16 protein-coding genes are annotated in these 14,972 nt (G+C 57.5%); all 16 read left to right on the top strand.

Annotated elements, in window-relative coordinates; genetic code table 11:
• Positions 1–31 precede the first annotated feature (31 nt).
• The 16 genes from ACP7DW_RS22295 to ACP7DW_RS22370 all read left to right on the top strand — a co-directional run bounded on the left by ACP7DW_RS22295 (position 32) and on the right by ACP7DW_RS22370 (position 14,961).
• The gene (locus ACP7DW_RS22295) at positions 32–475 is read left to right on the top strand and encodes a transglycosylase SLT domain-containing protein (protein ID WP_170840597.1); all 444 of its coding nucleotides are present in this window, start codon (positions 32–34) and stop codon (positions 473–475) included.
• Positions 476–498: 23 nt separating this feature from the next.
• Positions 499–1,029, top strand: a complete 531-nt coding sequence (locus tag ACP7DW_RS22300) for a PFL_4695 family integrating conjugative element protein (protein WP_071080350.1) — start codon at positions 499–501, stop codon at positions 1,027–1,029.
• Entirely contained in the window at positions 1,026–3,332 is a 2,307-nt protein-coding gene (gene traD / locus ACP7DW_RS22305) for a type IV conjugative transfer system coupling protein TraD (protein ID WP_071080348.1), read from the top strand. The genes ACP7DW_RS22300 and traD overlap by 4 nt, the downstream gene beginning before the upstream one ends.
• The gene (locus tag ACP7DW_RS22310; protein ID WP_071080346.1) at positions 3,329–4,081 is read left to right on the top strand and encodes a TIGR03747 family integrating conjugative element membrane protein; all 753 of its coding nucleotides are present in this window, start codon (positions 3,329–3,331) and stop codon (positions 4,079–4,081) included. Before traD ends, ACP7DW_RS22310 begins: the two co-directional genes overlap by 4 nt.
• An 11-nt stretch (positions 4,082–4,092) precedes the next feature.
• On the top strand, positions 4,093–4,419 hold the full coding sequence (locus ACP7DW_RS22315; protein WP_242428565.1) for an RAQPRD family integrative conjugative element protein: 327 nt from the start codon (positions 4,093–4,095) through the stop codon (positions 4,417–4,419).
• 24 nt (positions 4,420–4,443) lie between these two features.
• The gene (locus tag ACP7DW_RS22320) at positions 4,444–4,674 is read left to right on the top strand and encodes a hypothetical protein (protein ID WP_071080344.1); all 231 of its coding nucleotides are present in this window, start codon (positions 4,444–4,446) and stop codon (positions 4,672–4,674) included.
• 162 nt (positions 4,675–4,836) lie between these two features.
• Complete coding sequence (locus tag ACP7DW_RS22325) at positions 4,837–5,235, top strand: TIGR03745 family integrating conjugative element membrane protein (protein WP_071080342.1); 399 nt, start codon at positions 4,837–4,839, stop codon at positions 5,233–5,235.
• A 32-nt stretch (positions 5,236–5,267) separates the two neighbouring features.
• Complete coding sequence (locus ACP7DW_RS22330) at positions 5,268–5,708, top strand: TIGR03750 family conjugal transfer protein (RefSeq protein WP_170840596.1); 441 nt, start codon at positions 5,268–5,270, stop codon at positions 5,706–5,708.
• A gap of 2 nt (positions 5,709–5,710) precedes the next feature.
• Positions 5,711–6,544: a PFL_4703 family integrating conjugative element protein gene (locus ACP7DW_RS22335; protein ID WP_071080336.1), complete on the top strand. Its 834-nt coding sequence runs from the start codon at positions 5,711–5,713 to the stop codon at positions 6,542–6,544.
• 17 nt (positions 6,545–6,561) lie between these two features.
• Positions 6,562–7,596 (top strand): TIGR03749 family integrating conjugative element protein, encoded by a 1,035-nt coding sequence (locus tag ACP7DW_RS22340; RefSeq protein WP_081345010.1) that lies wholly within the window; start codon positions 6,562–6,564, stop codon positions 7,594–7,596.
• A gap of 9 nt (positions 7,597–7,605) precedes the next feature.
• A complete protein-coding gene (locus tag ACP7DW_RS22345) occupies positions 7,606–9,198 on the top strand; it encodes a TIGR03752 family integrating conjugative element protein (protein WP_071080333.1) in 1,593 nt (530 codons plus the stop codon).
• 15 nt (positions 9,199–9,213) lie between these two features.
• Entirely contained in the window at positions 9,214–9,678 is a 465-nt protein-coding gene (locus tag ACP7DW_RS22350) for a TIGR03751 family conjugal transfer lipoprotein (RefSeq protein WP_071080330.1), read from the top strand.
• 24 nt (positions 9,679–9,702) lie between these two features.
• Entirely contained in the window at positions 9,703–12,594 is a 2,892-nt protein-coding gene (locus tag ACP7DW_RS22355) for a conjugative transfer ATPase (protein ID WP_081345009.1), read from the top strand.
• Positions 12,595–12,629: 35 nt separating this feature from the next.
• A complete protein-coding gene (locus tag ACP7DW_RS22360) occupies positions 12,630–13,211 on the top strand; it encodes a hypothetical protein (protein ID WP_139174873.1) in 582 nt (193 codons plus the stop codon).
• Entirely contained in the window at positions 13,198–13,683 is a 486-nt protein-coding gene (locus tag ACP7DW_RS22365) for a TIGR03757 family integrating conjugative element protein (RefSeq protein ID WP_081345008.1), read from the top strand. The genes ACP7DW_RS22360 and ACP7DW_RS22365 overlap by 14 nt, the downstream gene beginning before the upstream one ends.
• 18 nt (positions 13,684–13,701) lie before the next feature.
• Positions 13,702–14,961, top strand: coding sequence for a TraU family protein (locus ACP7DW_RS22370; RefSeq protein ID WP_170840595.1), 1,260 nt, complete (start codon positions 13,702–13,704; stop codon positions 14,959–14,961).
• Positions 14,962–14,972: the final 11 nt, after the last annotated feature.

Below are 14,972 nucleotides of genomic sequence, written 5' to 3' on the forward strand. Positions count from 1 at the left end.
TCCTGCTCCGATACCGCCTGGATACCAGCACGTGGCCAAGATAAAGCGTGTTCCTGCTGCTGTGCTGTATGCCGTTGCGCTGCAGGAGTCACAAATGCGTTTCGGAAAAAACGCCCTGCCTTATCCGTGGACACTTAACATTCAGGGCGTGCCGAAGCGGTTCGACAGCTACCGTGCCGCTTTCGCTGCCTTGGTCGAATGCTTACGGATGGGGATCTTGCTCGTCGATATTGGCCTGCTCCAAATATGCTGGCGGTACCATCACATCAAGCTTCGCAACCCGGCCCGTGCGCTGGACCCCTATCCCAATATGGAAGTGGGGGCAGAACTTCTCCAGAATCATTTCAAGAAGACCGGAAACTGGTTTCGCGCGGTAGCCAACTACCATAACGCCGATCCAGCCATTGGAGATCCTTATGCCACTTCGGTATTCCGGCATCTTGGTCGAATCCCATCTAATTGGGGGAAGCTATGATGGCTCGGCTCCCCTGGAAGGTAATGCTCGCCGTCGTCTCTGCCTGTTTCGGAACTGCGATTGCCGGTCCACAGGTACTGGCTGATACTGGGCGCACAGTGAGCTCCATCCAGTACCTGGTACACGTGCTGGACAGTTCGGAAAGCGACACTGAGACACCCCTCGTCTCTTTTCCCGTGCGTGCCGACGGAATGTCACCCGGAAAGCTCGAGGACATTCATCACGCCATCGACATGCCAGAATGGCTCACGCGGCCCATCTTTATCGTGGGGAGCGATCCGCTCTCTTTACAATGGCTCACCGAAAACCATGATGTGCTGTTGCGTCATGGCGCTGTCGGCATTGTGCTTTCTGTGAACGATGTTTCAACGTTCAAAGCAATGCGTCGCACCAGTTCGTTGCCGATGGTGCCACATCCAGCGCCGCACCTGATTCGGCTATTGCAAACCAATGGCATTAACCGTTACCCGTTTCTGCTGCTGGAGCACGGGGACGTGCTCCAGGACTTGCGTGGCCAGTTTCCAGCTGGCCGGGACATCGGGAGCGGACGATGAGCAACCATTCGTACGTGCTGGAGCCTTTGCTCCGTCCAAAGGTCGAGTATCAAAGCGCGGCTGTGGCGGCAGCGTGCGGCATCTTGGCATTGTGCGCGCCTTGGGCATTGATGCTGCCAGCAAGGCTGGGCTATGCAACCGGCGCCATCGCGCTCGGCTTTGCTGCAGTGAGATTTCAGCAGGCGCGAAGTGTCGGCAAGTATCAGTACGGCTTGAAGCACTACAAGATCACACACACGCAGTTGCACCGTATCGCGCGTAGCAAAGATGTGTTGTACCTGGGCGAAGGGTTTCTGTGGACCCAGAAGCACACCCAGCGCAAACTCGACGCGAACCGTCCGGAGGCGGAGCCATTCGTCAACCTGTCTCGCAAGCGCCTGTTGCTCGATCAAGCCGTGCGACGATACGAGCGCTGGGTGTTCTCTGCCAGCGACAGCCGCAGCTCGCCATCAATGCTCCAGAAGCTTGCGACGCTCACGAAGAGCGATGTGCCATGGAATCCTGTACGCCCGCTGATCGATCTCGGCGGCTCACGCGTGTTGCATGGCGTGGAGCCGAACGAGAAACCGGTAATACTGCGTCAGTCGGCGCGAACGGGCCACGTGCTGATCAAGGGGACGACGCGCGTCGGCAAGACGCGCCTGCTCGAATTGCTGGTTACTCAGGACATCCATGACCATTATGTTGTCATAATCATCGATCCCAAAGGGGATGCCGAATTGATGATGCGTGTATACGCTGAGGCATCAAGGGCTGGACGGCTCGATCATCTGTACCTGTTCCACCTCGGCTATCCGGATTTTTCCGCACGCTACAATGGGATTGGCAACTTTTCCAGGATCACCGAGATCGCCACCCGGACGACCAACGGGCTGCCATCCAGTGGAAACTCGGCCGCGTTCAAGGAATTCTCTTGGCGGTTCACTAACTTGGTGGCGCAAGCGCAAGTGGCACTGGGCCAGGTTCCCACCTACAACGGCATCCTGCGCAACATCACTGACATCGAGCCTCTCTTCATTGCGTACGCCAAACTGTCGTTAGACCGCGCAGAAAAGGCAGGTCGCATCAGTGGCTGGGAAAATGTGGTCGCCAATTGTGCAACCGAAATAGCGAAGAAGAAAATACCTGTTCCTCGCTCGCTCCAGGACCGCCAGCCGACCCTCGCGGCGACGATTATCGTAGCCAGAAAGTTCCAACAGAAGATCGAAGATTCGATACTCGATGGACTTTCCACAGCAGTCAGTTACGAGAAGTCGTTCTTCGAAAAGATCATTGCCTCGCTCGGCCCGTTTCTGGAAAAACTCACGACGGGCGCCATCGGTAAGTTAATCAGCCCCGACTATTTCAACATGGAAGATCCGCGGCCGATCTTCGACTGGATGCAGGTGATACGGCAGGGTGGCATCGTCTACGCTGGCCTCGACGCGCTATCCGATCCTGTCATCGCGGGCGCCGTTGGAAATTCGATGCTCGCGGATCTCGTCTCGATTGGCGGCAAGATCTACAAGCATGGCATCGATCCGGACAGAGCTGACGGCAAGATCCTGCTTCCGCACATTTGCGGCCATTTCGATGAGGTCGAAGCAATACTTGGAGACGAGTTCATTCCGATGGTGAATCGAATGGGCGGCGCCGGCATGCGTGTGACCGCCTACACCCAGACCGTTTCGGACCTGCAGGCAAAGTTGAAAGACGCCGCCAAGGCAAAACAGCTACTGGGGAACTTCAACCACGTTATCACCTTGCGCACCAAAGACCTCGACAGCGCCAAGTTCATCGCCGACCAGGTACCGAAAGTGGAAGTTGCCACCCTCACGCTGGTATCCGGCGTTACCGACAAGGCAGCAGAGGGTGACGGCATCGACTTCATCTCGAACAACCAAGACCGGGTGGCGACCAAGGAGGTGCCGCTAATCGATGTCGCCGACATCATGCAGCTGCCCACCGGGCAGGCATTTGCGCTCCTCGAAGGTAACCGCCTCTACAAGCTACGGATTCCATTGGCCGATCCGACTGACGACATGCATATCCCTGCCTCATTGAAAGCCGTCTGTGAAGATATGCGTAGCCGCTATCGGACCTCAGAGCAGTGGTGGAAGGAAAATGACTGGTTTTCCGATGCGGATGTCACGCTTCCGATTGCAACACCTATTTTCGTGCCGACTGAGTTAGATGCCCAGATGGCGCAGGGGCAGGAGAATGTTGAGCCTGAAGCTGATATGCCTGTGTTGGCATCGCTGCGGGATCTCGGCACCACTGCGTCTGGTGAGACGCTGGATGATGGTGACGGAGATCAGACATGACAGCCCACGCAGCGAGCTCTGGGACCAATGCCGCCCCGGTCGGACCGGTTAGCAGAGGGCCAGTAGGCATTGTCATCGAAATCGCTTTTGGCGGCGCGCTGGCGACGATTTTTGCTTGGGGGATAGGGGTCATGATTGCCTACGGGGGCATGCAGACCTCGTGGCTGTGGGCCGACAAGGGGGTAGATCACGCTCGCGGACTTGTCGAGGAGAATCTTCGTTTCATCAGCGAGTATCCACGATCGGTCTTGATCCAAGATACCGTGGCGTTCGAACACAAAGTCATCAAGGCTGTGTCCCGCCCATTCATCGCGATGGGAGCGTTGAAATACTACGAAGCCAGTTTGAAGCCGATTCCTGATTCAGCCGATAGCCTCAGCAAGACCCTAGCGTTGCTCAAACGGGAGCTTGCCAAGGTTTTCATGGTGGCGATGTACATCGCCATGGATACAGCGATGCGACTGTTCGTTGTCATATTCGCGCTACCTTCGTTCCTGCTTGCCTGCTTGCTGGGGATCGTCGATGGCCTGGTGCGTCGTGACCTGCGCCGCTGGGGCGGTGGACGCGAGTCGAGCTTTGTCTACCACCGAGCAAAAAAAGCAACGGTCTGGTCGATATCGGGTGGTTTCGGGATATACCTGGCGTGGCCTTTCGGCGGCTTCAACCCGGCGTACATGGTGCTGGTCTTTACCGTGCTGGTAGCAGCTTCGCTGTCCATGTATGTCAGCACTTTCAAAAAATACTTGTGAGGGGAGGCGTGATGAAATTTTCGTCCGTGTTGCTGATAAAGAGATTCCGATCGGCCGCGTTGCTGGTCATATCGATTGCAATGACCGCTGCCTCTGTCTCGCATGCCGATGAAGATACGGAGCGGGAGAACCTGACGAGGATCAGCTATGAACTGAGCCAGCTGCAAAGAATGATCAGCGATGCCGCTAAAGAGGCGGAAACCAGTGGCGGAGCACGCTTCCGATATGACTTGCTCACGCGTGATTTGCGGCTGGTTCGTGCAGGTGTGGATGACCATTTGCAACGGCCACGCCAGCCGCAACGTGTGCAGCCGCTAGCGGGCGATTACAGAAACTAGAACGTCGATGGAGAGGGCTAAACCATGACCGCTACTATGCGTATTGCCTTTGACGCCGCGTCAGGCGGCACCGCGGCAGGCGTAGCCTTGGTCATTGGTCTCGCATTGGCCGCTTCTCTCGTTGTATGGGGAGCGAATGCCGTCCGCATGCTGCTCATCGAAGTCATGCAACATCCCAAGCTGTTTGTCCGCAATGGCTGGCTGGTGATGCGGGTAGTAACAATTTTAATGGTGTTTTTCTATCTTTTGAAGTGAACATGCTGGGCCAATAGGGACCCAGTCGCGAGTATCCGATTGGTGCTAAACGCGGTGGCGCCGATGTTTTTGATGACCGCGAAATCTTTGATGTTAATCCGGGACAAAAGCAAAAGACGGTTCGACGCCTGGCGCTTGGTTGGTCCTCAATAAGGAGGTTCTATGTCGTACTTGAAAAAAATGGAGACGGTATCAACCGGTGCTCGTTCACTCATCACGGAAAATCGGCGTTGCATCGCAGCAATGTTGGTGCTCGCTGCGGCGTTCGTGGCAGCGCCGGCAATGGCAGAGCTGCCGGCAGCCGTACAGCCCACAGGCGGTGCTGCGGCCGGGGACTACGTGCAGCTGTTACGGCAATACTGGAAGCAGGGCATTGCTGTCCTTGTACTGATGGTGGCGGCCGGGGCCTTTGTCGAAGTTGGCGGGGGCGCCATCGCCAAATTTGGCGAGTGGCGCAGAGGTAAAGTCGAGTTGAGCGAACTGAAATGGTTCTTCTTCATCGGTGTCGTGATGTTGGTCACGGTGATTTACCTGCTGACGACTGCCACCGGCATTCTCTGATCTGGTTAAACGATGCGACCCTGAGCTTGATCATGGACGATATTTCCGACGGCGGATCAAAGGATCCAAACAGTGGCCATGCACCATTGACCGATAGAGCAAATCGAGAGCCTGTCATTCTGCGCGGATTGACATCCTCTGAGGCGCAGATGGCCATTTTTATTGTGATGCCGATTTATGCGGTGATTGGCTTGGTGGTTGCGTTTGTGACGAGTATCTGGGCGCTGGGGGTGCTGATCGCATCGCTGGCGCCCATGCTCACTGTGTGGGTAGTGGCCGGCTGGCTGGCAAAGGTGAAGCGCAACAAACCTGACTACTATTATCAGCACCGCTTCAAGTTGTGGCTCGCTAAGAACGGCCTGCAAAAGAGTCGCTTCATCGACCATGACGGCTTCTGGGAGACTGGACGGGACGTGCCTGTCCCACGCCGGTCGGGCCAATCAAAGCATCTCGTCAAGAAGGCAGGAGGCTAGTCATGGCACGCTACACGGACGCCCTGGCGCAGGCGAACTGGTTCAACAAGTGCCTCCTCGGAGTGGTTGCCGCATCGACCACGGTGGCGGTGATCGCCATGTTTGGCTGGCGCAGCGCCGAGCGGGATGTCACAGTGCATATCCCGCCAGATCTGACGACGGGAGCAGTGATCAAAGTGGGCCGGAAGGAGGTGCCGTCCCCGAACGTGTATCTGTTCGCGTTCTATATATGGCAGCAACTTAATCGGTGGAGCTTAAACGGGCAACAGGATTATGGCAACCAAATCTACAAACTGCAGGCGTTTTTTACGCCAGCGTGCCAGCAGCAGCTGATCAACGATATGACAACGCGTGCGGGTCAAGGGGAACTTGACCAGCGCACGCGCTCCGTCATGGAAATTCCCGGACTGGGATACCGCGATGGACGGGTGCTGGTTCATGCGGACGGGTCGTGGAACGTACTGCTTGACACTCAGATCATCGAGTCGTCGCGCGGCGTGCCGGTAAAGGACGCGTACGTGCGCTACCCGCTCCATGTGGTGCGCTATGACGTCGATCGCGAGATTAATCCGTTTCAGCTGGCGATCGATTGCTATTCGGCGCAAAAAAAGCCGGAGCGGCTTGATCCTGAGGCTGTGGCTGTGGCTATGAAGGGTAATCGCGCTGTGGTGCAGAACAGCGACGAGTATGCGAATCGCAGCTTCGCGGGAGGGGGCGTTCCGCAAACGCAGGGACCGACGACCATCCAGCCCCCACCTTCCGCCATCCCCAGCGGGCAGCGAAAGCTGACTCCCCAAGATCTGGCGCCGGCGACCTTGCCGCGCGTGCCCCATTAATCGAAGGAGAGAATGGCATGAACGGCCGACTTTATTCAATGATGGTGTTGCTAGCGGCATCCCTGATATCCGCAGCCCATTTGGTACATGCCCAGCCCGCAACTGGCCGTCCTCCTACGCTGGAGTTGGGAGAAGTGGGCACGCAACCTGTCGAACCTATCGCAGCAGCAAATGCCACTTCTAACCCGGCGGTGAGGTCCAGCGGCAGCGGCATGGCGCCAGAATCACGCGATGGTATGGCGGCACCGGCACCGGCGAAGTCGGCCGGGACGAACTCGAATCCCCCTCCACGCAAAGCAAAGGAGGCTCGACAACGTGCAGCGACGGACGGGAGCGTTAACACAAAGCCGGAACGCATCGAATTCAAGCGTCATCCGCTGAGAATTGTACTGGGGACGGCTGAAAGGTTGGTCACATTCCCTAATCCGGTGGCGATCTCGCTGCCATCCGGCGCGGAAACAGACGTTGATATGCAAATTATCGGGCGGACTGCGTACTTTACGATGTTGGCGCAACGGAGTGCACCTATCAGGGTGCTGGTGGATGATCTTATTACCGGACAAACAATTCCCATGGATCTGCTGGGAATGGGAACAGTCGACGGGCTAAGCTCAGAAGTCGAGGTCTATTATGAGGATCAGCTTCCGGCAAACCAGCAGCAGGTGGACCGCGCGGATGAGCAATCGCCTGCGCTCGATATGGTTCAGCTAACGCGGTACGCTGCGCAGACCGTCTACGCACCGCGGCGCCTGAAACCCTCTTCCGACGGCGTGCGCAGCATACCAACCGATAACAAGAGTATCGAAGGACTGTTTCGGGGTGTACGTACAAAAAGCCGCCCGATCGGGCAATGGCGTTCGGGGGATCTATATGTCACGGCCGTTCAGGTAGTCAACCTGGAGGGGCGCTCCGTCTCGTTGGACCTTGAGCAGATCAGGGGGCGCTGGATCGCTGCTGCCCTGCAGCATCATCGCGTCCTGGCATCAGGATCCGATTATGACAACACCACGCTGTACCTGGTCTGTGGCCAGCCGTTCCATTCATGCAGATGAGGTGATACTGTGCCAGCGATAACCCAGAACAAGCTCACACCGATCTTCAGCATATGCGCGCTGCTGATCGTGGGATACGTGCTGTTTGCCCGGTACGGGGGCGGCCAATCAGCGCCCGTCAAGGTGGCCGATCCGCTACTGGTGGTGCCGGCGGCACCTGGTGATGAGGCGCCTGCGCGTTCGGGTGGGCTATTTGGCGTGGAGGCGCTGTCAGCGGCGCCGCGCCGTGCGGATGCGGATAGTCCAAGCGAGACCTTGAAGACAGTTACGGCAAGCAACAACGATCTACGTGACAAGGTGCAAAAGGTCATTGATGCCAACGATCTGCTGAAGCAGGAAAATGCAAAGCTGCAGAACAGCCAAGCGACTATCGTTGCCCAGGTGACGGAACGGGTCCTGGCCGAACAGCGACTGCATGCGAATGTGTCGCCGGAAGCTGGGGTTACCGAGCAAACAGGACAATCGAAGCCAGGGAAACAATCGCCCACTGCACTCGGCGGCATTGTGGACGCGGCCACTGGCGGCTATTCGACGATGGTGAACTCGCTGGGTTCATCCAATCCCAAGGGTATCCCGAGTGGCTTGGGCTATGATGACTCCAAGACGGCTGATGCAATTACAGCGTCCAACGGTAGAACCATTGCTACGTACACCAGGCATCTGCCGGTGGGCTATAAAGAAGCGAAGGCAGGCGACGGCACCGTTGCCATCGTGAACTCGGTGGGGCGCCCGGTGCGCCAGGGTGAACCAACACAGGCGGCTGGCGACTCCAGCGTCGAAACCGTACGCGGTATCTCCAGCGGTCAGGAGAAGCACACGCCGCGTCCCTTTTACACCATTCCCGAAAATGCGACCATGACTAAGGCCACGCTGATGACCGCGCTGGTGGGGCGTGTGCCGATCGATGGCAAGGTCCATGACCCCATGCAATTCAAACTCCTGATAGGCAGGGATAATTTGGCCGCCAATGGTCATCGTGTGCCGGATGCGGTTGCTGGCATCGTGATGTCCGGTATCGCGATTGGCGATATGGCGTTGAGCTGCTCGGAAGGGCTGATCCAGTCCCTCACGTTTGTGTTCGACGACGGTACCATTAAAACCGTGTCGATGAAAAGAGATGGGGCGACTCCGACTCTTGGCGGCTCGGGCGGCGGTCAGGCAATTCAGTCGGTCACGCAATCGAACAAGTTGGCCTGGATATCAGATGAATACGGCAACCCTTGTGTCAGAGGAAAATTTGTTACGAATGCTCCATCCTATCTTGCCGACATGGTGACGATGAAGACGCTGAGCATCGCCGCCCAGGCGACTGCAATGGCGGAGACCATGACGGTAGAAAACGCATTTGGCTCGACCACAGCTGTGACCGGAAACAAAGGCACTTATGTGCTCGGCCAGGCAGCCGGTTCCGGTATCAATGAAGTGAGCAACTGGATCATGCGGAGACTGAACAATTCGTTCGACGCGGTGGTGACGCCCGCTGGTGATCGCTTGGTCGTGCACTTCGAACAGGAGATAGCGATCGATAAGGCGTCGGATGGGCGCAAGCTTGATTTCGGTAACAGCGAGGCGCCCGCCAGCGCCCTTCAATTGTTGGACTGACCGGGAGGTTCCACTATGAAGCTCACTTCCATTTTGGCCCTGCCCGTTATCGCGGGCCTTGTATCGCTGCAGGGCTGTTCGGTGTCTGGTCCGCGCGAGAGCCCACTCCCGAGAAGTGGGCCGAAAATGATCGACATCTACGAGCGACATGTGGAGGAGAACATTGGCCACGCCGCATCTGCCCAATCGGAATTGCCACGGCGTCCGTATGACGAGCCCGCGCGCTCAACCGCTTCCAGCGACGGTCCGGTCGGCGCAATGAATAGCCGCTTTGTCCGGCTACCGAACCCGGATCTCGAGATGTACGTGTACCCGCATCTCGCGAAGGGAAAGTACCCAATTCCTGGGTATGCAACGGTTTTTCCGATGTTCGAATCGGTCCAGTACGCCCTGCCCGGGGAAGTTGCACCCAGTGTGCGTGCGGTGTCGCGCCCGCCAGGTGGCACCGTTCCTGCGGAGCAGATTCCAGTCTCTCACTGAGGTTGACCGTTTTTGGGGAAGCATATGTTTGCATGGCGAAAAGCGAAGGCGATCCTTGGTGGGGCAGACCACGCGGTTGTACGGAACGGGAGTGCGCGCGACGGCGCTGGGGAACAGCCCCTGACGACCGCAAAGCGCAGGCATATGGCAAGCCGATCGCCCTCGTTTACAGAACTGTTGCCGTGGCGCGACTACGAACCATCGACACAGGTGTTTGAACTGAACGACGGCGTGAGCGTGGGCGCGCTTTTCGAACTGACCCCGATACCGACTGAGGCCCAGGCGGAGGAGATTCTCAAGGAGTATTGCCGCAAGGTACAAGCTGCATTGCAAACCCTCCCGGAATCCGGGGCGCCAGACTGGATCGTCCAATTTTTCGTCAACGACGACCGCAATATTGAGCAACTCAAGGACGATCTGGAGGCCTACATTGATGAGGTTCATGCCGCGAACCCTGATCGTGGGAAGGCCATCAAAAGCTCCAAGCTGACTCAGGCCGTGCTGCATGAGTTTGCCCTGCACGTTGCCAACGTCTCCCAGGATGGTGGCTTGTTCGAGGACACGCAGGTGTCCGGCCACACCTGGCGTGGCCAGATTAGGCGAATCCGGTGCTGCCTGTACCGGATCTACCCGGGTGGCTATGTCGTCGTCCCAGGCGTCGAGTCGCCGTCCGACCTGCTCAACCGAGCAGCCGACAGTCTCGTGGCCAACCTCGAGGAGGCTGGTGCGCGGATGCGTCGATGCGGTGGAATCGATCTGTATCAGTGGCTGCTCCCATTCTTCAACCGCAGCGGAAGATATGGCACCACTGCCGAACTATTGAGGGCTTTTCCCTATCCCGGAGACGCGCCATCCCAAACTGACGGCGAGGCGCCGGTCTTTGGGCACGACTTCGCAACCTTCCTCAATCTCAGCTTGCCGGAATCCGACCCGGCCTGGGGAGGCTTTAAGTTCGACGGCGTGTTGATGAAAGCACTCACGTTGCAGCAGATCACCTCCAATCCCGAGGTGGGTCACCTTACGGCCGAAAGGAAGCACGCAAAGCATCTGTTCGCCCGCTTTGACCGGATGCCCGAGAATGCCATGTTGTCGATGACGATCGTGATCACTCCGCAGGACGTGGTTCGCGACCAAGTGGAACGGATCCGTGATCATTCTAAGGCCAAGAGCCCCGATGCGGAAAAGACCTCGGATGAATGCAAACAAATTTTGCGGCACATGCATACGGGTGACTGGCTTCTGCCCACCTTTACGGTGCTTTACCTCTCCGGCACCAGCGAGAAAGCGCTACGCAAGGATACTGCAGCAGTCAACGCCAGGATGGGCACCTCGGGTTTGCGCTTCATCGAACCGGCCCATGACCTGACTTCACTCGACGCCTTTGTTCGGGGCCTGCCTATGTGCTTCGACCCGCATTTCGATGCGAAGAACATGAAGCGTACACGCTACCTCTTTGCATCGCAGATCGCGGCCATGTTGCCGGTGTATGGAAGGCAAAGGGGAACCGGCCATCCCGGTTTTCCTTTTTGGAATCGCGGTGGCGAACCTTTTTGGATAGACCCGCTGAATCCACGGGACCGGAAAAAAAACGCTCATATGCTCACCTTGGGCCCGACCGGCGCAGGCAAATCGGCCACGTTGAATTTTCTGGCACTCTTCCAAATGGCTATCCACCGACCACGTCTGACAATCGCGGATGCGGGAAAATCGTTCCAGCTGCTCAAGGACTACTTTGAATCGATGGGTTTGACTACGCACTACGTCGAGCTCACGCCCAATAACGATGTCTCGCTTCCGCCGTTTGCCATGGGCGCCAAGCTGGTTAGGGATCCGGAAATCATTGCGGCTTACACCGCCGCGCAGACCTCGGCCGCCGTCGCCAAGCAGCTCGAAGAACAAATCGAGCAAAGCTTGATGGAGGTTTCGCTGGACCAGGGGGCGGATGCTGCCGGACCCGACGCCATGGACCAGGACGACGAGAAGCGCGATTTCCTTGGGGAGATGACCATTGCCGCGATCATGATGATCACCGGCGGCGAGCAACGGGAAATTGACCGCATGACGCGTGCAGACCGGTATGTCGTCAGCCGCGCCATCATCACCGCATCGATGGGCGCGCAGAAAGGTGGTAAACCGCACCCCCTCACGCAAGACGTGGCCAAGGCCCTCATGGACATGAATCAAGATGAGGCGCTACCGCAAGAGCGGCGCGAGCGCGCGTACCACATGGGTGAGTCAATGATGGTTTACACGTTGGACCTGAGAGGCAAGCTGTTCAACCGGTACGGGCAACAGTGGCCAGATGCTGACATAACCCTGGTTGAACTGGGCACGTTGGTCAAGGACGGATACGAAGACGCTTTGGCTGTCGCCTACACGGGCCTGCTCGACCACGTGCACGCCAACGGCGAGGCCCATCAGCATGAGGGGCGGCCCCATATTTTCCTGACAGACGAAGGCCACTTAATCACTACAAATCCGCTGCTAGGGCCGAAAATTGTGAAGGGAACGAAGATGTGGCGAAAGCTGGACCTTTGGTTCTGGCTCGCCACGCAAGATATGAAGGACTTCCCGGAATCAATGAACCGGGTGTTGAACATGTGCGAGTTCTGGTTGCTCTTAACTATGGAAGCGGAAGAAGTGAAGCAAGTGTCGCGGTTCAAGTCGCTCACTGAAGAGGAGCGACTGTTGATGCTGTCAACGCGTAAGGAGCCACCTAAGTACACAGAAGGAGTGTTGCTCAGTAGTACTCATAAGGCGCTGTTCCGGAACGTTCCGCCGCCCTTGGCCATAGCACTGGCGATGACGGAAGGGCACGAGAAAGCGTTGCGCCAGCGGATTATGAATCAATTTGGGATCACGGCGATGGAGGCAGCCGTACGCATCGCGCGTGAGCTGGCCGTACGTGCTACGTGAGCATGTTAGCGCGGCGATACGTGAAGGATGATGAGATGAATAGAAACAGGTCTGATCTGTGGACCGGTATTGGCGGCGCTATCGTGAGAGCCAGGGGACACTCGCCGATTGTCATCGTGGAGCGTGAAGAATCGAGGTTCAGGGCGGCTCTGGCCGAGCATTTCATCGACAAGGCACTAGTCGATCGCGACACCCGGCGTGTATGTCAGGCCTACGTGAGCATGTATGGGCATCCGCATCTCCCTGCCGGTGTTGTCAGTGGCGGTAGACGGAGCTCGTTGGCCGACCTGGCCGGCGCGCCGATTGAAGCATTGTATGGGGCAGAACTGATCGCCATAGATGGGCCGGAAAGTATGCTGGCCACCATGCCGGCGCGGCTAAAGCGCTTCATCAGTTGCTGTGCACAACGGGCGGAGACGGTGGTGATTTTGACGGAAAGCGCAAAACGTCTTGTCGACGCCGGGATCGATGGCACTCTGCTGATTATCGGGGTGAGCACCGATCAGAAACTCCTTGCCCGGTCACAAACTAACAGTGAAATGGGGACGAGGATCCAAATGACAGCGCTGATGCGACCCTGTTGTAAGCAAAAAGGGAGTAGCGATGATGGCAAGTAATCTCATATCGGTTTTGTTGGCTGTAGTGACCAGCGCGGTAGTGGTACCGGGCGCGCGACTCGCGAACACGGATCCCGCGAGTGTCGCGATTGAGCGCACATCGGTCGGCACGGATACCGCCCGCCGAGTTGCAACGGTGGAAGTTTTTTCAAACTCAGCAATCTACCTGACAAATATCCGCGGCGCGCGTGTGTATCTGCTGGACGCGATGGAAGTGCTCGACAGTGAGCTTTCGGTTGGATTGCCGGCGAACGAACGGGACGCACAGACCATTTTGCGCCAGCGCTTGCATGCCCTTGGTGCCGCGGCGCTTGCCAGCCGAACCAAGTCGGCGGCCGAGGGTATCGTTCAATCTGCACGGTACGGTGTTGACCGTATTCCTGCTGTCGTTGTCAATGGTGAGGCGGTGATCTATGGAGTAACTGATATCGATGTGGCGCGCGCCATTTTTTACCAAAGTAGTCGGCAATAGTTTAAGTGGGGGGAGCAAGTGAACACTCTAATACCGGTATTCGTGACGGCTTTGGCGCTGCCTGGGGCATGGGCTTGGGCGCAAACCAATACCGCGGAAATCGTGGCAAACACGCTGAAGGCGGTGCCCGCGTGCAGCAATTACAGGGTGGCGGGCGTTTGCTTCTGGCTAAAGTGTGAAGCATTTCCACCGCATTGCCGCGTGATCAGCAATGTTAGAATCTCCCATTTTTCACCCGAGGTTGTTGTCAGCACCTGGCATGACGCGGCGAGCCATCCTTGGGCCGATTACGGGCGCACGGTCACCAAAACGGTAGGCAGCGTCGCGTCCGGCCTCGTCGGTATGGCAATCGATTCTGCAGGTACCAGGTTCACAGGCGAGCGAACAGACCGCAATGTCCTCTATCGAGATGCCGATGCCATCGGCAATCCTACGTCGCTGATTGGCCTGGGGGCATCGGCCAGCCCGGGCATTGCCGGCCGTTCAGAGCCAGCAATACCGGGCGTGGACGAGTTGAGAAAATTCTTGCAGAAAACGCCCTTAGGCAATCGCGGTGATACCGCTACCGCGTCAGCATTATCCGATATCGCGGCGCTTCAACACGGGGCGGACGTTTACACACGCGGTGCGGCGGCAGTAACGCAAGTGCGTCAAACATTAGCATCTGGCGCATCGACTATCAACGCTCCTACCGGCGGCTTGGCGCGTGCTACGGGATTTGCGGCGCCTACCGCCGCAAGTGGTTTGATGTGCCCGTCGACGTCAAAAGCTCTGATGGTGCACTTCCATTCCTATCTCGATGCGTTGGTATGGCGCGGCGTTGTGCCGGCCGAGCTGTTGTACCCGCAGACTTATCTGCCCGGGGTGCAAGAAGTTGGTAACTCAGGCCTCAACACGTGGGGCAGCTTGTACCCCCGGATCGGTGCGGTCACGCAGCAGATACCGATCAAGGGTGCTGCGGTATTGGCGCAACGTGTGGCAAACATCATTTCGCAATCAGCACAACCGCATGTGTATGCCGTGCTCTCTCCGGACTCGGGCTACCGGTACTTCGGACTCGGGCCGGTGCTACCCAACGATTCCAAAAACTCGAAATGGCAGCGCCTGTATCCGAAGTCCTCCGCGACCTGCGAAGTGTTTGGTACTAATGACACATTTTCCCTTACTACTTGGGGCGATGGTCAAAGTTCGGCCGAAGAGGCCTATAGCTGGAATCTATGGCGGCGCCTGGAATGCTGCAAAGTCGAAGGCGTCTTTATTGGATCAATCGCATTTTGAACAGGGGGGGG

It is taken from the genome of Janthinobacterium sp. PSRC1-1, assembly GCF_049897525.1.
Classification (GTDB): Bacteria; Pseudomonadota; Gammaproteobacteria; order Burkholderiales; family Burkholderiaceae_D; genus Janthinobacterium; species Janthinobacterium tructae.

Coding starts and splice junctions, on each gene's coding strand:
- ACP7DW_RS22300 (WP_071080350.1), top strand. CDS start 499: ATGCTCGCCGTCGTCTCTGCCTGTTTCGGAACTGCGATTGCCGGTCCA.
- traD (WP_071080348.1), top strand. CDS start 1,026: ATGAGCAACCATTCGTACGTGCTGGAGCCTTTGCTCCGTCCAAAGGTC.
- ACP7DW_RS22310 (WP_071080346.1), top strand. CDS start 3,329: ATGACAGCCCACGCAGCGAGCTCTGGGACCAATGCCGCCCCGGTCGGA.
- ACP7DW_RS22315 (WP_242428565.1), top strand. CDS start 4,093: ATGAAATTTTCGTCCGTGTTGCTGATAAAGAGATTCCGATCGGCCGCG.
- ACP7DW_RS22320 (WP_071080344.1), top strand. CDS start 4,444: ATGACCGCTACTATGCGTATTGCCTTTGACGCCGCGTCAGGCGGCACC.
- ACP7DW_RS22325 (WP_071080342.1), top strand. CDS start 4,837: ATGTCGTACTTGAAAAAAATGGAGACGGTATCAACCGGTGCTCGTTCA.
- ACP7DW_RS22330 (WP_170840596.1), top strand. CDS start 5,268: ATGGACGATATTTCCGACGGCGGATCAAAGGATCCAAACAGTGGCCAT.
- ACP7DW_RS22335 (WP_071080336.1), top strand. CDS start 5,711: ATGGCACGCTACACGGACGCCCTGGCGCAGGCGAACTGGTTCAACAAG.
- ACP7DW_RS22340 (WP_081345010.1), top strand. CDS start 6,562: ATGAACGGCCGACTTTATTCAATGATGGTGTTGCTAGCGGCATCCCTG.
- ACP7DW_RS22350 (WP_071080330.1), top strand. CDS start 9,214: ATGAAGCTCACTTCCATTTTGGCCCTGCCCGTTATCGCGGGCCTTGTA.
- ACP7DW_RS22355 (WP_081345009.1), top strand. CDS start 9,703: ATGTTTGCATGGCGAAAAGCGAAGGCGATCCTTGGTGGGGCAGACCAC.
- ACP7DW_RS22360 (WP_139174873.1), top strand. CDS start 12,630: ATGAATAGAAACAGGTCTGATCTGTGGACCGGTATTGGCGGCGCTATC.
- ACP7DW_RS22365 (WP_081345008.1), top strand. CDS start 13,198: ATGATGGCAAGTAATCTCATATCGGTTTTGTTGGCTGTAGTGACCAGC.